Origin of the sequence: Streptomyces sp. NPDC050738, from assembly GCF_040654175.1 — a bacterium.
GTDB lineage: Bacteria > Actinomycetota > Actinomycetes > Streptomycetales > Streptomycetaceae > Streptomyces.
In genome coordinates, this window is sequence record NZ_JBFAHN010000009.1 from 158,504 (window position 1) to 172,381 (window position 13,878).

The following is a 13,878-nucleotide window of genomic DNA, read 5'->3' on the forward strand; positions in this document are numbered from 1 at the left end:
TCTGCCTCCGCTGGAGCGGATCGAGGGGCCGGTGCGGCTCAATGGTCCTGACGACCCGGAAGGCCACGGAGCACCCAGGGCCCTGGAGAGCTAGCCGGCCCGTACGGCCGCGAGGGCCGCCTTGAGCTCCTCCGGGTGGCGGGTGGAGAGGTAGGCGTACGGCGTCGGGTCGGCCGGGTCGGTGATCTCGACCTTCAGCGCCGTCGGGATGTAGGCGCGCAGCAGCATGAACGCCCTGGTGTCGGCCTTGTGCGAGCGCCAGGCGCGCGCCTCTTCGGCGTCCAGCACCTCGGCCTCGCCCAGCGCCGAGAGCGGAATCTTCGCCTCGCCCGCGACCAGCGAGTCCGCCACGACGCGGATGCGCATCGAGCCGTACGCACTCACCACGACGCCCGCGACCGCGGTGCCGCCGACCAGACCGCCGAGCAGGGGCAGGGTGCCCAGCGGCAGGAACATCAGCGCACACGCGAAGCCCACGAGCAGGGTGATGAACCACCATGAACGGGGTGCGGTGAGGCGTTCTTCGTAAGGCTGCATGAAGCCAAGCTTGGCACGGCGCTCTGCGCACAGGTACGCGCAGGTAGGGTCTGCGTTTGTGACAGGAACATCTGCAGCGCTGACGCCCCCGGCCGATGCCATAGCGCCGGTGCGGCATGCCGATGCGCCGGCCCCCGGAGAGCTTCTCGGCGCGCACTACGGACACTGCTTCGGCTGTGGTGATCAACAGGCGCACGGACTGCATCTCGCGGCCCGCGCCGGTGAAGGCGTACGCGTGTCCGCCGAGTTCACGGTGCAGGCCGCCCACCAGGGCGCCCCCGGGCTCGCGCACGGCGGCATCCTGGCCACCGCGCTGGACGAGACGCTCGGCTCGCTGAACTGGCTGCTGCGGGTCATCGCGGTGACCGGGCGGCTCGAGACCGATTTCGTACGGCCGGTCCCCGTGGACACCGTGCTGCACCTGGAGGCCGAGGTCACCGCCGTGCACGGGCGGAAGATCTACTCGCAGGCCGTGGGGCGGATCGGCGGTCCCGACGGACCCGTCGCGGTCCGCGCCAAGGCCCTTTTCATCGAGGTCAAGGTCGAGCACTTCACGGAGAACGGCCGGCCCGAGGAGATCCGGGCGGCGATGGACGACCCGGACCAGATCAGGCGCGTACGTGCCTTCGAGGTGAACCCCTGATGCGCAACCCCGTAGATGTACTCATCCGCCGCGTCGATCCGGACGTACCGATCCCCGCGTACGGGCACCCCGGCGACGCCGGAGCCGACCTGGTGACGACGGAAGCGGCCGAACTCGCCCCGGGGGAAAGGGCGGTGCTGCCCACGGGAGTGTCTGTCGCGCTCCCCGACGGGTACGCGGCCTTCGTGCACCCGCGATCCGGTCTGGCCGCCCGCTGCGGAGTCGCCCTGGTGAATGCCCCAGGGACGGTTGATGCCGGGTACCGTGGGGAAATCAAGGTGATCGTGGTCAATCTCGACCCGCGCGAAAGCGTGCGGTTCGAGCGATTCGACCGGATTGCCCAACTGGTCGTCCAGCAGGTCGAGAAGGTGCGCTTCCACGAGGTGGCGGAACTTCCCGGCTCGGCGCGGGCCGAGGGGGGCTTCGGTTCCACCGGCGGTCATGCCGCGGTGGGCGGCACACAGGGTGGGAATCGATACGCTTCGGTCGTATCCGACCGGGAAGGACAGTGACGTGTTCGGACGTCGCAAGAAGAATGGTTCCGACGAGGACCTGGCGGGCGAGGCCGAGCAGTTCGACGACGCCGGTGCCGAGGCCGAGGCCGAGGACGCTCCGCGCGTAGTACTGGAGCCCGCTCCCCGTCCCGACGGACCGTGGGACATCACCGAGGTCGGTGAGCCCGGCAAGGACCGGGTGGACCTCGGCGGACTCTTCGTCCCCGGGGTGGAGGGCATGGAGCTGCGGGTCGAGGTCGCGGGTGACGCGATCGTCGCGGCGACGGTCGTCCTGGGTGACAGCGCCGTACAGTTGCAGGCCTTTGCCGCGCCCAAGCGCGAGGGCATCTGGGGCGAGGTGCGCGAGGAGATCGCCACAGGCATCACCCAGCAGGGTGGTGTGATCGACGAGATCGAGGGCCCGTTGGGCTGGGAGCTGCGCGCGCAGGTCCCCGTACAACTGCCCGACGGGACCAACGGCGTGCAGCTGGTGCGCTTCGTCGGCGTCGACGGCAAGCGCTGGTTCCTGCGCGGGGTCATCTCCGGCCAGGGCGCGGTGCAGCCGCAGGCCGCCGGGGTGCTCGAGCAGATCTTCCGGGACACCGTGGTCGTACGGGGCGAGGGGCCGATGGCGCCGCGCGACCCGATCGTCCTCAAGCTCCCGGACGACGCGCAGATGATGCCCGACGGCGTCCAGCAGGAGGACCAGGAGGGCTCGCGCTTCTCCGGTGGCATGGGCCAGCTGCAGCGCGGTCCGGAGATCACCGAGGTCCGCTGAGCACAGGCGGTTCTGGGCCGGTGGCCCGCACCTCCCTTTCGAGGGGGTGCGGGCCACCGGTGTGTCCGGGCCGACACCGAAGCATTGCCCGGACCCACCCGGCGCGACGATACTGGCGCCTGATCACAGCACCGTACGGGGGAGCGCTCATGACCGAGAACACCAGCGGGCAGTCCGGCACGGCCCTGGCCGACGACCCGGCCGGCAGCCCGATGATCCAGGTGGAGAACCTCCACCGCTCGTACGGAACGGGGCCCGCCGCCGTCCACGCACTGCGCGGGGTCTCCTTCGACGTGCCGCGCGGCGAACTGGTCGCGCTCAAGGGGCGTTCGGGATCCGGCAAGACGACCCTGCTCAACCTGGTCGGCGGACTCGACAGCCCCGGCGAGGGCCGGATCACCGTGGACGGCACCGAACTCTCCGGCCTCGGCGAGAAGGGCCTCCTGGAGCTGCGCCGCGACCGGATCGGCTTCATCTTCCAGTCCTTCGGCCTGATCCCCATCCTCTCCGCCGCCGAGAACGTCGGCGTACCCATGCGGCTGCGCAAGACCGATCCGCGCGAGCGTGAGGAGCGCGTCGAGCTGCTGCTCTCCCTGGTCGGCCTGGCCGACCACGCCCAGCAGCGTCCCGGCGAGCTCTCCGGCGGCCAGCAGCAGCGCGTCGCCATCGCCCGCGCGCTCGCCAACAAGCCGGCGCTGCTGATCGCGGACGAGCCGACCGGGCAGCTGGACGCGGAGACCGGGCTCGCGGTGATGGAGCTGCTGCGGGCGGTCGTACGGAGCGAGGGCGTGACCGTCCTGGTGGCCACCCACGACAACCAGCTGCTCGGCCTCGCGGACCGGGTGCTCGAACTGAGCGACGGGCACATCGTCGAGCACGACTGAGGCGGGGGAGGGCGTCAGAGAGGCGTCAAGACGATCACCGCGACCCTCCCTTGTCCGGAATGCCTGTTTCGTTCGCCGTAAGGTCGAGGCATGGCACGCGGCAAGCTCCGGATCTACCTCGGCTCGGCACCGGGCGTCGGCAAGACGTACGCGATGCTGTCCGAGGCCCACCGCCGGATGGAACGCGGCACGGACTGTGTCGTCGCCTTCGTGGAACACCACGGCAGGCCGCGCACCGAGGTGATGCTGCACGGCCTGGAGCAGATCCAGCGCCGCGAGATCGAGTACCGGGGCACCGTCTTCACCGAGATGGACGTCGACGCGGTCCTGGAGCGCAGGCCGGCCGTCGCGCTGGTCGACGAGCTGCCGCACACCAACGTCCCGGGCTCGCGCAACACCAAGCGCTGGCAGGACGTCGAGGAACTGCTCGCCGCGGGCATCGATGTCGTCTCGACCGTCAACATCCAGCATCTGGAGTCGCTGGGCGACGTCGTCGAGTCGATCACCGGCGTACGGCAGCGGGAGACCGTCCCCGACGAGGTCGTCCGCCGTGCCGATCAGATCGAGCTGGTCGACATGTCGCCCCAGGCGCTCCGCCGTCGTATGGCCCACGGCAACATCTACACGTCCGACAAGGTCGACGCGGCCCTCTCCAACTACTTCCGCCCCGGCAACCTCACCGCCCTGCGCGAGCTGGCGCTGCTCTGGCTGGCCGACCGGGTCGACGAGTACCTCCAGCAGTACCGCGGCGAGCACAACATCCGCGCCACCTGGCAGGCCCGCGAGCGCATCGTCGTCGGCCTCACCGGAGGGCCCGAGGGGCGCACCCTCATACGCCGCGCCGCCCGCATGGCGGCCAAGGGGTCGGGCAGCGAGATCCTCGCCGTGTACGTCGCCCGCAGCGACGGACTCACCTCCGCTTCGCCCAAGGAGCTCGCGGTCCAGCGGACCCTCGTCGAGGACCTGGGCGGCACCTTCCACCACGTCATAGGCGACGACGTACCGCCCGCGCTCCTGGAGTTCGCACGCGGCGTCAACGCCACCCAGATCGTGCTCGGCTCCAGCCGCCGCAAGGCCTGGCAGTACATCCTGGGGCCCGGCGTCGGCCAGACCGTGGCCCGCGACTCGGGGCCCGACCTGGACGTCCATATCGTCACCCACGACCACGTCGCCAAGGGGCGCGGACTGCCCGTCGCCCGCGGGGCGCGGCTCGGCAGGGTGCGCATCATCTGGGGCTGGCTCACCGGAGTGGTGGGTCCTGTGCTCCTCACCGTGCTGCTCACCAACAGCAGCGCCGATCTCGGCATCGCCAACGACATGCTGCTCTTCCTGTCCCTGACCGTGGCCGCGGCCATGCTCGGCGGACTGCTGCCCGCGCTCGCGTCGGCGGCCTTCGGCTCGCTGCTCCTCAACTACTTCTTCGCCCCGCCGCTGCACCGGCTGACGATCTCCGACCCCAAGAACATCGTCGCCATCGTGATCTTCGTGTCGGTCGCGGTCGCGGTCGCCTCCGTCGTTGACCAGGCGGCCCGCCGCACCCACCAGGCCGCAAGGCTGCGCGCGGAGTCCGAGATCCTGTCCTTCCTCGCGGGCAGTGTGCTGCGCGGCGAGACGGCCCTGGACGCGCTTCTGGAGCGGGTACGGGAGACCTTCGCCATGGAGTCCGTGGCGCTCCTGGAACGCGCGAGCGACGTCGACCCCTGGACCTGCGCGGGCAGTGTCGGACCCCGGCCGGTCGCCCGCCCCGAGGACGCCGATGTCGACATGCCGATCGGCGACGACATGGCGCTGGCGCTCTCGGGGCGGGTACTGCCCGCCGAGGACCGCAGGGTGCTCGGCGCCTTCGCCGCACAGGCCGCCGTCGTACTGGACCGCCAGCGCCTCGTCGGCGAGGCCGAGGACGCCCGCCGCCTCGCCGAGGGCAACCGCATCCGCACCGCTCTGCTGGCCGCCGTCAGCCACGATCTGCGGACCCCGCTCGCGTCCATCAAGGCGGCCGTCACCTCCCTGCGCTCCGACGACATCCAGTTCTCCCAGGAGGACGAGGCCGAACTCCTCGCGGGCATCGAGGAGGGCGCCGACCGCCTCGACCACCTGGTCGGCAACCTCCTCGACATGTCCCGGCTGCAGACCGGCACCGTGACACCCCTGATCCGCGAGATCGACCTCGACGAGGTGGTCCCGATGGCGCTCGGTGGCGTACCCGAAGGCAGCGCGGAACTGGACATCCCCGAGTCGCTGCCGATGGTCGCGGTCGACCCCGGCCTGCTGGAGCGTGCCGTCGCCAACATCGTCGAGAACGCCGTGAAGTACAGCCCGGGCGGCGAGCCCGTGCAGGTCTCCGCCAGCGCCATGGCCGACCGGGTGGAAGTACGCGTCACCGACCGCGGCCCCGGCGTCCCCGACGACGCCAAGGACCGCATCTTCGAGCCCTTCCAGCGGCACGGCGACGCCCCGCGCGGCGCCGGAGTGGGCCTCGGCCTGGCCGTCGCACGCGGCTTCATCGAGTCCATGGGCGGCACCCTCGCCGCCGAGGACACCCCCGGCGGGGGCCTGACCATGGTCCTCACCCTCAAGGCGGTGCGCGGCCACACCTCCGTACCCGCGGATCTCCCCGCCCGGGTCACCTCATGACCCCGAAAGCCCCGCAGACGCAGGCAGAGAGCAGGAACGCAATGACCCGGGTCCTGGTGGTCGAGGACGAGCCGCAGATCGTCCGTGCCCTCGTGATCAACCTCAAGGCACGCAAGTACGAGGTCGACGCGGCCCCCGACGGCGCCACCGCCCTCGAACTCGCCGCGGCCCGCCACCCCGACGTGGTCGTCCTCGATCTCGGCCTGCCCGACATGGACGGCGTCGAGGTCATCAAGGGGCTGCGCGGCTGGACCCGCGTCCCGATCCTGGTGCTCTCCGCCCGCCACACCTCCGACGAGAAGGTCGAGGCGCTGGACGCCGGCGCCGACGACTACGTCACCAAGCCCTTCGGCATGGACGAGCTCCTCGCGCGGCTGCGTGCCGCGGTCCGCCGGGCCGAGCCGGTCGGCGGGGACGGATCAGGCGGCGGCGATGACGTCTCACTGGTCGAGACCGAGGGATTCGTCGTCGATCTCGCGGCGAAGAAGGTGCGCCGGGGGGACAGGGACGTACGCCTGACCCCGACCGAGTGGCATCTCCTGGAGGTGCTGGTGCGCAACACCGGCCGCCTGGTCAGCCAGAAGCAGCTGCTCCAGGAGGTGTGGGGGCCTTCGTACGGCACAGAAACCAACTATCTGCGGGTGTACATGGCCCAGCTGCGGCGCAAGCTGGAGACAGACCCCTCTCACCCCCGGCACTTCGTCACCGAGCCGGGAATGGGTTACCGCTTCGAGCGTTAGGCTTCCCGTATGAGCGCTAAGCCGACCGGCCGCTTCCGCCGGATGATCGACAGGCTGTCGTCGTCCCAGGAAGACCTGCACTCCGCGGAGCTGCAGGAGGACACGCAGGCCACCGGGTGCACCCGGATCACGGACTGCGGGGACCGACAGATCGTGAAGGTCACTGGTACCTTGCGCACGGTCACCCTGCGCCCTCGGGCGGGCGTGCCCGCCCTGGAGGCCGAGCTGTTCGACGGCACGGCCCCTCTGGACGTGGTGTGGCTGGGCCGGCGCTCCATCGTGGGCATAGAGCCGGGCCGCAAACTGATCGCCTCCGGCCGGATCTCGATGAGCCACGGCCGCAGGGTGCTCTTCAATCCCAAGTACGAACTGCGACCGCTCGGACAGGAGTAGCCGGTGACGTCGATCGACAAGCCGACCACCACACCGGATCAGCAGGGGAGCGACACTTCCGCCGAGTCCAAGGCCGTCACCGAAGCGGCGCTGTCCGAGGCCTTCGGCGGCGTACGCGGCATGGCGGAGACGATTCTCCCCGGTCTGCTCTTCGTGATGATCTACACGATCAACCAGGACCTGCACTCCGCGGCGATCGCCGCGCTCGCGGTCTCCCTGGTCCTGGTCGCCGTACGGCTGGTCCGCAAGGACACGGTCAAGCACGCCTTCAGCGGCGTCTTCGGGGTGGTCATCGGTGTGGTCTTCTCGATGTTCACCGGTGACGCCAAGAACTTCTACCTGCCGGGGATGCTGTACGGCGTCGGCACGGGGCTGGCGTACATCGTCTCCGCGCTGGTCGGCTTCCCGCTGATCGGGCTGATCCTCGGGCCGATCTTCAAGGAGAACCTCTCCTGGCGGACCCGGAACCCGGGCCGCAAATCGGCGTACATGAAGTCGAGTTGGGCCTGGGGCCTGATCTTCCTCGCCAAGTACGCGATCCTCTTCCCGCTGTACTGGTGGGGGGACACCACTCAGTTCGGCTGGGTGGTCATCGCGCTGAAGCTGCCGCCGATGCTGCTCGCGATCTATCTGACGTGGGTCTTCCTGTCGAAGGCGCCGCCGCCCATCGACGTGTTCGCGGAGATGGAGGCGGAGGAGCAGGCCGAGAAGGCCCGTAAGGCCGCCGCCGCCCAGCAGAGCGAGGCGTAGCGCCTGTTACGCGAAGGGGCCCCGGGACCGTGACGGTCCCGGGGCCCCTTGCGTCGGCTCTGCGGTCAGGCCGTCTCGCGACGTACCGACAGCAGGTCCTCCAGCTGTTCCTCGCGCGCCTGGGCCGCCACGAACAGCAGCTCGTCGCCCGCCTCCAGGGTCTCCTCCGGGCTCGGCGTCAGGACGCGCGTGCCGCGGATGATGGTGACCAGGGAGGTGTCCTCGGGCCAGGCCACGTCCGAGACCGGGGTGCCGGCCAGCGCCGACTCCGGGGGCAGCGTGAGCTCGACCAGGTTGGCGTCGCCGTGGCTGAAGCGCATCAGCCGGACCAGATCGCCGACGCTCACCGCCTCTTCGACCAGCGCCGACATCAGGCGGGGTGTGGAGACCGCGACATCGACGCCCCAGGACTCGTTGAAGAGCCATTCGTTCTTGGGGTTGTTGACGCGGGCCACGACCCGCGGCACTCCGTACTCGGTCTTGGCGAGCAGCGAGACGACGAGGTTGACCTTGTCGTCGCCGGTCGCCGCGATCACCACGTTGCAGCGCTGCAGCGCCGCCTCGTCCAGCGAGTTGATCTCGCAGGCGTCGGCGAGCAGCCACTCCGCCATCGGCACCCGCTCCACCGAGATGGCGGTCGGGGCCTTGTCGACGAGGAGCACCTCGTGCCCGTTCTCCAGGAGCTCGGCCGCGATGGAACGGCCCACGGCGCCGGCTCCGGCAATAGCGACACGCATCAGTGACCGCCCTCCTCGGGGCCCTGGGCGAAGACCGCCTCGACCTTCTCGACCTCGTCCGTGTGCATCATCACGTGGACGAGGTCGCCTTCCTGGAGCACCGTCTGCGAGGTCGGCAGGACCGCTTCGCCGAGGCGCGTGAGGAAGGCGACGCGTACGCCGGTCTCCTCCTGCAGCGTGCTGATCTTGTGCCCGATCCAGGCGGCCGACGTGTGCACCTCGGCCAGCTGTACGCCGCCGCTGGGGTCGCGCCAGAGCGGTTCGGCGCCGGACGGCAGCAGCCGCCGCAGCATCTGGTCGGCGGTCCAGCGGACGGTGGCGACCGTCGGGATGCCGAGACGCTGATAGACCTCGGCGCGGCGGGGGTCGTAGATACGGGCCGCGACGTTCTCGATGCCGAACATCTCGCGCGCGACCCGCGCGGCGATGATGTTCGAGTTGTCGCCGCTGCTCACCGCGGCGAAGGCGCCGGCATCCTCGATGCCTGCCTCGCGCAGCGTGTCCTGGTCGAAGCCGACCCCGGTGACCCTGCGGCCGCCGAACCCGGCGCCCAGACGGCGGAACGCCGTGGGGTCCTGGTCGATCACGGCGACCGTGTGCCCCTGCTGTTCCAGGGTCTGCGCGAGAGCGGCTCCCACTCGCCCGCAGCCCATGATGACGATGTGCATCGGGGCCCCTACCTCACCCTGTCCAGTGGGGCTTTGACCTGCACGTTCATCATCTTCTGTCCTTCCGTGCCCCGTACTGGGGCATTCACTGGGCAAAGCGGCTCGGATGTGGCGATGCGACAGCACGGACTGTGCCCGCCTGGCCATCATCCGACACGCTACCCGTACAGCCGAACGCAGGATCGGTCGCGGGACCACTCCGTGAATCCGATCTCCCCGGCGTACCGGCGCCCGGCGTGCGCCCCCCTGATGTGCACGCCGGGCGCCGCCCCTGTCACCCCGCCGCGGTTGCGTCCCAGAGGTCGCACCTGTGTTCGGTGCCGACGGTGGTGGAGATCGTGTTGCCGCCGGCCGAAGCGGTGCGCAGCGACAGTGTGCGGCCGGGGTGGCCGCGCTGGTCCCGCATGGCCGGCTGCCCTGCGGCGCGGGGCGCCGAGCCGTGGAGGAACGAACCCCAGTACTGCACCATCTGCCGGGACAGGGCGTGCTGCTCGGCATTGAGCGGCGTGGGCAGGCCGAAGTGTTTGAAGAGGTACTGGACTTCATCGACGTGGGTCGCGCCGAAGTCGAATGTCTTTCCGGCCTCCCTGATCGAGGCGAAGGGCGGAGACGTGCGGTCGGCGAACTCGTACGCGTACACCGGTGCGCGCCCGTCGCTCGCGAGGTCCCGGTCCAGGCGCAGGGCCGGGCAGGCCATCAGCTGGTCGCCGACGGCCGCCGCGTAGGCGAGGGTCGGGGAGGGGAAGGCGGACAGCGGGTAGCGGGCCAGGGCCTTCGCGCCCGTCGCGGGACCGAAGGCCGACTTCAGGGCGTCCGGGTAGGCGGCCGCGGTGAGGGGCTTGCCCTGGCCGTCGTAGGAGCCGTACGCGAAGAGGCGGCCCTCGTCCTTGTTGGCGCCGTTGAGGACGGGCACGTGTGCCGCGTGCCCGGTCGCTGTCGCGGTGGCGGGCTGCTGCGGCAGGAACGCACCGCCTGCCACGGGGGCCCAGTCGAAGCCCGACTGGGCGGCGAGGATCTCCTGGGCCGGTTTGCCGCGCAGGCAGGCCACGGTGTCCTTCGCCGCAGAGGCAGAGGCAGAGGCAGAGGCAGAGCAGCCGAGCTTCGCGGCGAACGCGGCGCCCGCGGCCGCGGCCGTCTTCGGGGTGCGGGCGGCGCAGTCGCCGTACGCCCCGCTCTCGATGATCCCGGCCCGGAACAGGCCGCGCGCCGTGGGCGAGGCGAGCTGGGTGCAGACGGAGCGGCCGCCCGCGGACTCGCCCGCGACGGTGACGCGGCTCGCGTCGCCGCCGAAGCGGCCGATGTTGGCGCGCACCCAGCGCAGCGCGAGCTGCTGGTCGAGCATGCCGTAGTTGCCCGAGACGCCGTCTTGCGCCTCTTTGTCGAGCCCGGACGCGGCGAGGAATCCCATCGCGCCCAGGCGGTAGTTGATGCTCACCACGACCGTGCCGGTCTGCCGTGCGAAGGCGTCGGGGACGATGTCGCTGCCTGCGCCCGCGGTCAGCCCGCCGCCGTGCAGCCACACCATGACGGGCTTGGAGCCGGTGCCTTCGGGTGCGTAGACATTGAGGTCGAGGCAGTCCTCTGTGTACGTCGGGTCCTGATAGCCGGGGTCCCAACTGGCGCCCTGTACGCAGCGGTTGCTGAAGTCGGTGGCCCGGCGTACGCCGTCCCAGGACCCTGCGGGGCGGGGCCGCGCCCAGCGCAGCTGTCCGACGGGCGGCTGCGCGTACGGGATGCCGAGGAACTGGCGTCCCTCGGGCGTGGACTCCCCGCGCACCCAGCCGTCCTGCGTCCGGACCAGAGTGCTGTCGTGGTGCGCGGCCGCCGCCTGGGCGGGCAGTCCCGCCGCGGCGACCGACGCGAGCGCGGCGAGGACCGCCGCAGCGCCGCGTGTGCGACTGAACCGCATGTCAGTGCTCCCTTCCGTGGCCGATGACGACGGCCCTGGTCAGCCGGGGATCGCGCGAGGAGGAGCCCACCTGGACGGTGCGGCGGCCGGTGCCGAGCACCCGGCCGTGCCGTCCCGCGTCCCAGGAGGAGAGGGTGCGGGTCGCGACGCGCACGGTGACGCGGCGCCGCTCGCCCGGCGCGAGGTGGATGCGGTGGTAGCCGGCGAGGGCGCGCACGGGCTGGTCGAGATCCAGGTCCGGCGACCTGCCGACGTACACCTGAGCGACCTCGACTCCCTTGCGCCGCCCGGTGTTGCGCACCGTGAAGCGGGCCTCGAAGCCGCCGTCGTGGGAGGGGCGCACGGTCAGGTCCGTATACGCGAACGAGGTGTACGAGACCCCGTGCCCGAAGGGGAACAGCGGCTCGGCGCCCTCGGCGTCGTACCAGCGGTAGCCGAGGTGGATGCCCTCGGAGTACTCCTCCCTGCCGCCCACCCCCGGGTAGCGCAGCGGGTCGCCCGCCATGGGGTGGCGGTCCTCGGAGACCGGGAAGGACTGGGTGAGGCGCCCGCCCGGGTCGCAGTCGCCGAAGAGCACCGCTGCCGTGGCCGCCGCGCCCTCCTGGCCCGGGTAGTACATCTGGAGGACGGCCGCGACGTCGTCGAGCCACGGCATCGTCGTCGCCGACGAGGTGTTGAGGACCACGGCGGTCCGCGGATTGGCGGCGGCCACCGCCGCGATCAGCTCCTCCTGGTGCCCGGGGAGGGCGAGGGTGGTGCGGTCCTTGCCCTCGGTGGCGTCCTCGTACGCGAAGAGCACCACGCTCCGGGCGCCGCGCGCGGCCGCGACCGCCTCGGCGATGTCGGCCTTCCTGGTCGCCGTGGTGATGCGGCGCAGCCGGAACGTCTGGCCGGCCGTGCCGCCCTGCGCGCTGATCTGCAGACGGTGCTCTCCCCGGGTCAGGGCGACCGGTGCGCGGCGCACCATCAGACCGTCGGGCGCGGCGGCGGTCAGGCCGCCCGCGAAGTACTCGCCGTAGCCGGGCAGCAGCGGGAAGAGCTCGGTGCCGTCGAGCAGTACGGTGGGGCGCGCCGCGCCCGAGTAGTGGATGACGAAGGTCCACTCGTCGGCGGCGTCGACGCTCAGATTCCCGTCGTACGTCCAGGTCTGCCCGGCCGCCACGCGCTGCCCTTCGAGGTCCGCGCCCGGAGCGAGCGTCCCCGGGGGCAGGGCCTTGCCGAAGAGGTCCTCGCCGAGTGCGTACGAGACCCGCGCGCCGTGTCCCGCCCGGGACGTGATGGCGTCGAGGGGGCTCCCGGCGTGATCGGGGATCACATGGGCGCTGCCGCCGCCGCTGATGAACGGGATGGAGCCGGTGGGTCCGATCACCGCGATGTCACGGGCCGCGGATCCGGTGAGCGGGAGCGTACGGCGCGGATTGTGCAGCAGCGTCGCGCCTGCCTCGGCCACCTCGCGTGCCACGGCGGCCCCGGCCCGCGGGTCGCGCGAGGGCCGCTTCGGCACCTTGCCGCCGAGCAGCCCGAAGCGGTCCATCACCCCGAGGATGCGGCGGACGCTGCGGTCGACGTACGCCTCGGGGACGGCCCCGTCCTGGACGGCCTTCTTCAGCGCGTCCCCGAAGTACGTACCGCCCGGCATCTCCATGTCGAGGCCCGCGGTGATCGCCGCGACCGTGCTGTGGGCGGCGAACCAGTCGGTCATCACCCAGCCGTCGAAGTCCCAGCCGTCCCGCAGGATCCCGGTGAGCAGGTCCTTGTTCTCGCAGGCGAAGGTCCCGTTGACCCTGTTGTACGAGCCCATCACCGCGCCCGTGCCCGCACGGACCGCGGACTCGAAGCCCCTCAGCTCCAGTTCGTGCATGGTCTGCTCGTCGGCGTGCACGTCGACGGAGTCGCGGTCCTTCTCCTGGTTGTTCAGCGCGAAGTGCTTGACGGTCGCGATCAGCCCCTCGCCCTGGATCCCGCCGATCTCCTCGGCGACCAGGTCGGAGGCGAGCAGCGGGTCCTCGCTGAAGGTCTCGAAATTGCGTCCCGCGTACGGGGTCCTGATGAGGTTGACCATCGGGGAGAGCAGCACGTCCTGGCCGAGCGCGCGGCCCTCGCGTCCGATGACCTCGCCGTATCTGCGCGCCAGCTGCGGGTCGAAGGCGGAGGCGAGGAGTACGGGGGCGGGGAGCGCGGTGGCATGCGCGGTGACGCGGACACCGGCGGGCCCGTCCGCGAGGCGGAGCGGAGGGATGGCGAGGCGGGGTATGCCGGGGATGTAGCCGGCCTGGCCCAGGTCCTGGGGGTCGGTGGCGCCGTGCAGGAAGGTGAGCTTCTCGTCGAGGGTGAGCCGGGCGAGCAGCGACTCCACCCGACGGCCGGCGCGGGGCCCGGCAGCCGGGGCGGCAGCGGCGGGGGATGCGAGGGGCAGTCCACTGGTCGCCGCCGCGGTCACCGCGATGGCGCCGCCGAGCAGACGAAAGGCCGACCGGCGGGTCATGGGGCGGGTCACGGGGCGGGATACAGAGCGGGACACGATCTCGGGCATGAGCCGTCACTCCTTCTGTGCCTGGACGTGATGGTGTGCATCGCTTACACGTGCCAATGAAGGGCCTGTGTTCAGCCCTTGAACGCGTGTCAGTGATTTCGGCCGGAAAGCTATGACCACCGTTGACTCGTGTCAATGAGTTGAACAAGAAACGAAGTTGAGACATCCCGGCGGCACG

13 protein-coding genes are annotated in these 13,878 nt (G+C 71.1%); 8 read left to right on the forward strand and 5 right to left on the reverse strand.

Features of this window, described 5'->3' with window-relative positions; all coding sequences use genetic code 11:
- Nucleotides 1-90: 90 nt before the first annotated feature.
- Nucleotides 91-537 carry a DUF3093 domain-containing protein gene (locus tag AB0H78_RS23670; RefSeq protein ID WP_363236518.1) on the reverse strand — a complete coding sequence of 149 codons (447 nt, stop codon included), beginning with the start codon at nucleotides 535-537 and terminating at the stop codon, nucleotides 91-93.
- Nucleotides 538-595: 58 nt separating this feature from the next.
- Here AB0H78_RS23670 and AB0H78_RS23675 point away from each other — a divergent pair, with 58 nt between their 5' ends.
- The 8 genes from AB0H78_RS23675 to AB0H78_RS23710 all read left to right on the forward strand — a co-directional run bounded on the left by AB0H78_RS23675 (nucleotide 596) and on the right by AB0H78_RS23710 (nucleotide 7,853).
- Nucleotides 596-1,180: a PaaI family thioesterase gene (locus AB0H78_RS23675; RefSeq protein WP_363236519.1), complete on the forward strand. Its 585-nt coding sequence runs from the start codon at nucleotides 596-598 to the stop codon at nucleotides 1,178-1,180.
- Complete coding sequence (gene dut / locus AB0H78_RS23680; RefSeq protein ID WP_363236520.1) at nucleotides 1,180-1,692, forward strand: dUTP diphosphatase; 513 nt, start codon at nucleotides 1,180-1,182, stop codon at nucleotides 1,690-1,692. Before AB0H78_RS23675 ends, dut begins: the two co-directional genes overlap by 1 nt.
- Before the next feature lies 1 nt (nucleotide 1,693).
- On the forward strand, nucleotides 1,694-2,452 hold the full coding sequence (locus AB0H78_RS23685; protein WP_363236521.1) for a DUF3710 domain-containing protein: 759 nt from the start codon (nucleotides 1,694-1,696) through the stop codon (nucleotides 2,450-2,452).
- Between the two features lie 149 nt (nucleotides 2,453-2,601).
- Nucleotides 2,602-3,336 (forward strand): ABC transporter ATP-binding protein, encoded by a 735-nt coding sequence (locus AB0H78_RS23690; RefSeq protein ID WP_363236522.1) that lies wholly within the window; start codon nucleotides 2,602-2,604, stop codon nucleotides 3,334-3,336.
- Between the two features lie 90 nt (nucleotides 3,337-3,426).
- On the forward strand, nucleotides 3,427-5,970 hold the full coding sequence (locus tag AB0H78_RS23695) for a sensor histidine kinase KdpD (protein WP_363236523.1): 2,544 nt from the start codon (nucleotides 3,427-3,429) through the stop codon (nucleotides 5,968-5,970).
- A 41-nt stretch (nucleotides 5,971-6,011) separates the two neighbouring features.
- Nucleotides 6,012-6,710 carry a response regulator gene (locus tag AB0H78_RS23700; protein WP_363236524.1) on the forward strand — a complete coding sequence of 233 codons (699 nt, stop codon included), beginning with the start codon at nucleotides 6,012-6,014 and terminating at the stop codon, nucleotides 6,708-6,710.
- Between the two features lie 9 nt (nucleotides 6,711-6,719).
- Complete coding sequence (locus AB0H78_RS23705; protein WP_206962685.1) at nucleotides 6,720-7,103, forward strand: OB-fold nucleic acid binding domain-containing protein; 384 nt, start codon at nucleotides 6,720-6,722, stop codon at nucleotides 7,101-7,103.
- A 3-nt stretch (nucleotides 7,104-7,106) separates the two neighbouring features.
- Nucleotides 7,107-7,853: a DUF3159 domain-containing protein gene (locus AB0H78_RS23710; RefSeq protein ID WP_363236525.1), complete on the forward strand. Its 747-nt coding sequence runs from the start codon at nucleotides 7,107-7,109 to the stop codon at nucleotides 7,851-7,853.
- Between the two features lie 65 nt (nucleotides 7,854-7,918).
- Here the strand turns inward: AB0H78_RS23710 and AB0H78_RS23715 are convergent, their stop codons facing one another.
- From AB0H78_RS23715 to AB0H78_RS23730, 4 genes are all read right to left on the reverse strand, one after another.
- Nucleotides 7,919-8,590 carry a TrkA family potassium uptake protein gene (locus tag AB0H78_RS23715; RefSeq protein WP_363236526.1) on the reverse strand — a complete coding sequence of 224 codons (672 nt, stop codon included), beginning with the start codon at nucleotides 8,588-8,590 and terminating at the stop codon, nucleotides 7,919-7,921.
- On the reverse strand, nucleotides 8,590-9,258 hold the full coding sequence (locus tag AB0H78_RS23720; RefSeq protein ID WP_363236527.1) for a TrkA family potassium uptake protein: 669 nt from the start codon (nucleotides 9,256-9,258) through the stop codon (nucleotides 8,590-8,592). Before AB0H78_RS23720 ends, AB0H78_RS23715 begins: the two co-directional genes overlap by 1 nt.
- A 274-nt stretch (nucleotides 9,259-9,532) precedes the next feature.
- Complete coding sequence (locus tag AB0H78_RS23725; protein ID WP_363236528.1) at nucleotides 9,533-11,167, reverse strand: carboxylesterase family protein; 1,635 nt, start codon at nucleotides 11,165-11,167, stop codon at nucleotides 9,533-9,535.
- A gap of 1 nt (nucleotide 11,168) precedes the next feature.
- The gene (locus AB0H78_RS23730) at nucleotides 11,169-13,700 is read right to left on the reverse strand and encodes a glycoside hydrolase family 3 C-terminal domain-containing protein (RefSeq protein WP_363236529.1); all 2,532 of its coding nucleotides are present in this window, start codon (nucleotides 13,698-13,700) and stop codon (nucleotides 11,169-11,171) included.
- Nucleotides 13,701-13,878: the final 178 nt, after the last annotated feature.

Excerpts from the sequence above, each read along its gene's own strand:
- AB0H78_RS23670 (WP_363236518.1), bottom strand. The coding sequence starts at position 537 with ATGCAGCCTTACGAAGAACGCCTCACCGCACCCCGTTCATGGTGGTTC.
- dut (WP_363236520.1), top strand. The coding sequence starts at position 1,180 with ATGCGCAACCCCGTAGATGTACTCATCCGCCGCGTCGATCCGGACGTA.
- AB0H78_RS23690 (WP_363236522.1), top strand. The coding sequence starts at position 2,602 with ATGACCGAGAACACCAGCGGGCAGTCCGGCACGGCCCTGGCCGACGAC.
- AB0H78_RS23695 (WP_363236523.1), top strand. The coding sequence starts at position 3,427 with ATGGCACGCGGCAAGCTCCGGATCTACCTCGGCTCGGCACCGGGCGTC.
- AB0H78_RS23700 (WP_363236524.1), top strand. The coding sequence starts at position 6,012 with ATGACCCGGGTCCTGGTGGTCGAGGACGAGCCGCAGATCGTCCGTGCC.
- AB0H78_RS23705 (WP_206962685.1), top strand. The coding sequence starts at position 6,720 with ATGAGCGCTAAGCCGACCGGCCGCTTCCGCCGGATGATCGACAGGCTG.
- AB0H78_RS23715 (WP_363236526.1), bottom strand. The coding sequence starts at position 8,590 with ATGCGTGTCGCTATTGCCGGAGCCGGCGCCGTGGGCCGTTCCATCGCG.
- AB0H78_RS23720 (WP_363236527.1), bottom strand. The coding sequence starts at position 9,258 with ATGCACATCGTCATCATGGGCTGCGGGCGAGTGGGAGCCGCTCTCGCG.
- AB0H78_RS23725 (WP_363236528.1), bottom strand. The coding sequence starts at position 11,167 with ATGCGGTTCAGTCGCACACGCGGCGCTGCGGCGGTCCTCGCCGCGCTC.
- AB0H78_RS23730 (WP_363236529.1), bottom strand. The coding sequence starts at position 13,700 with ATGCCCGAGATCGTGTCCCGCTCTGTATCCCGCCCCGTGACCCGCCCC.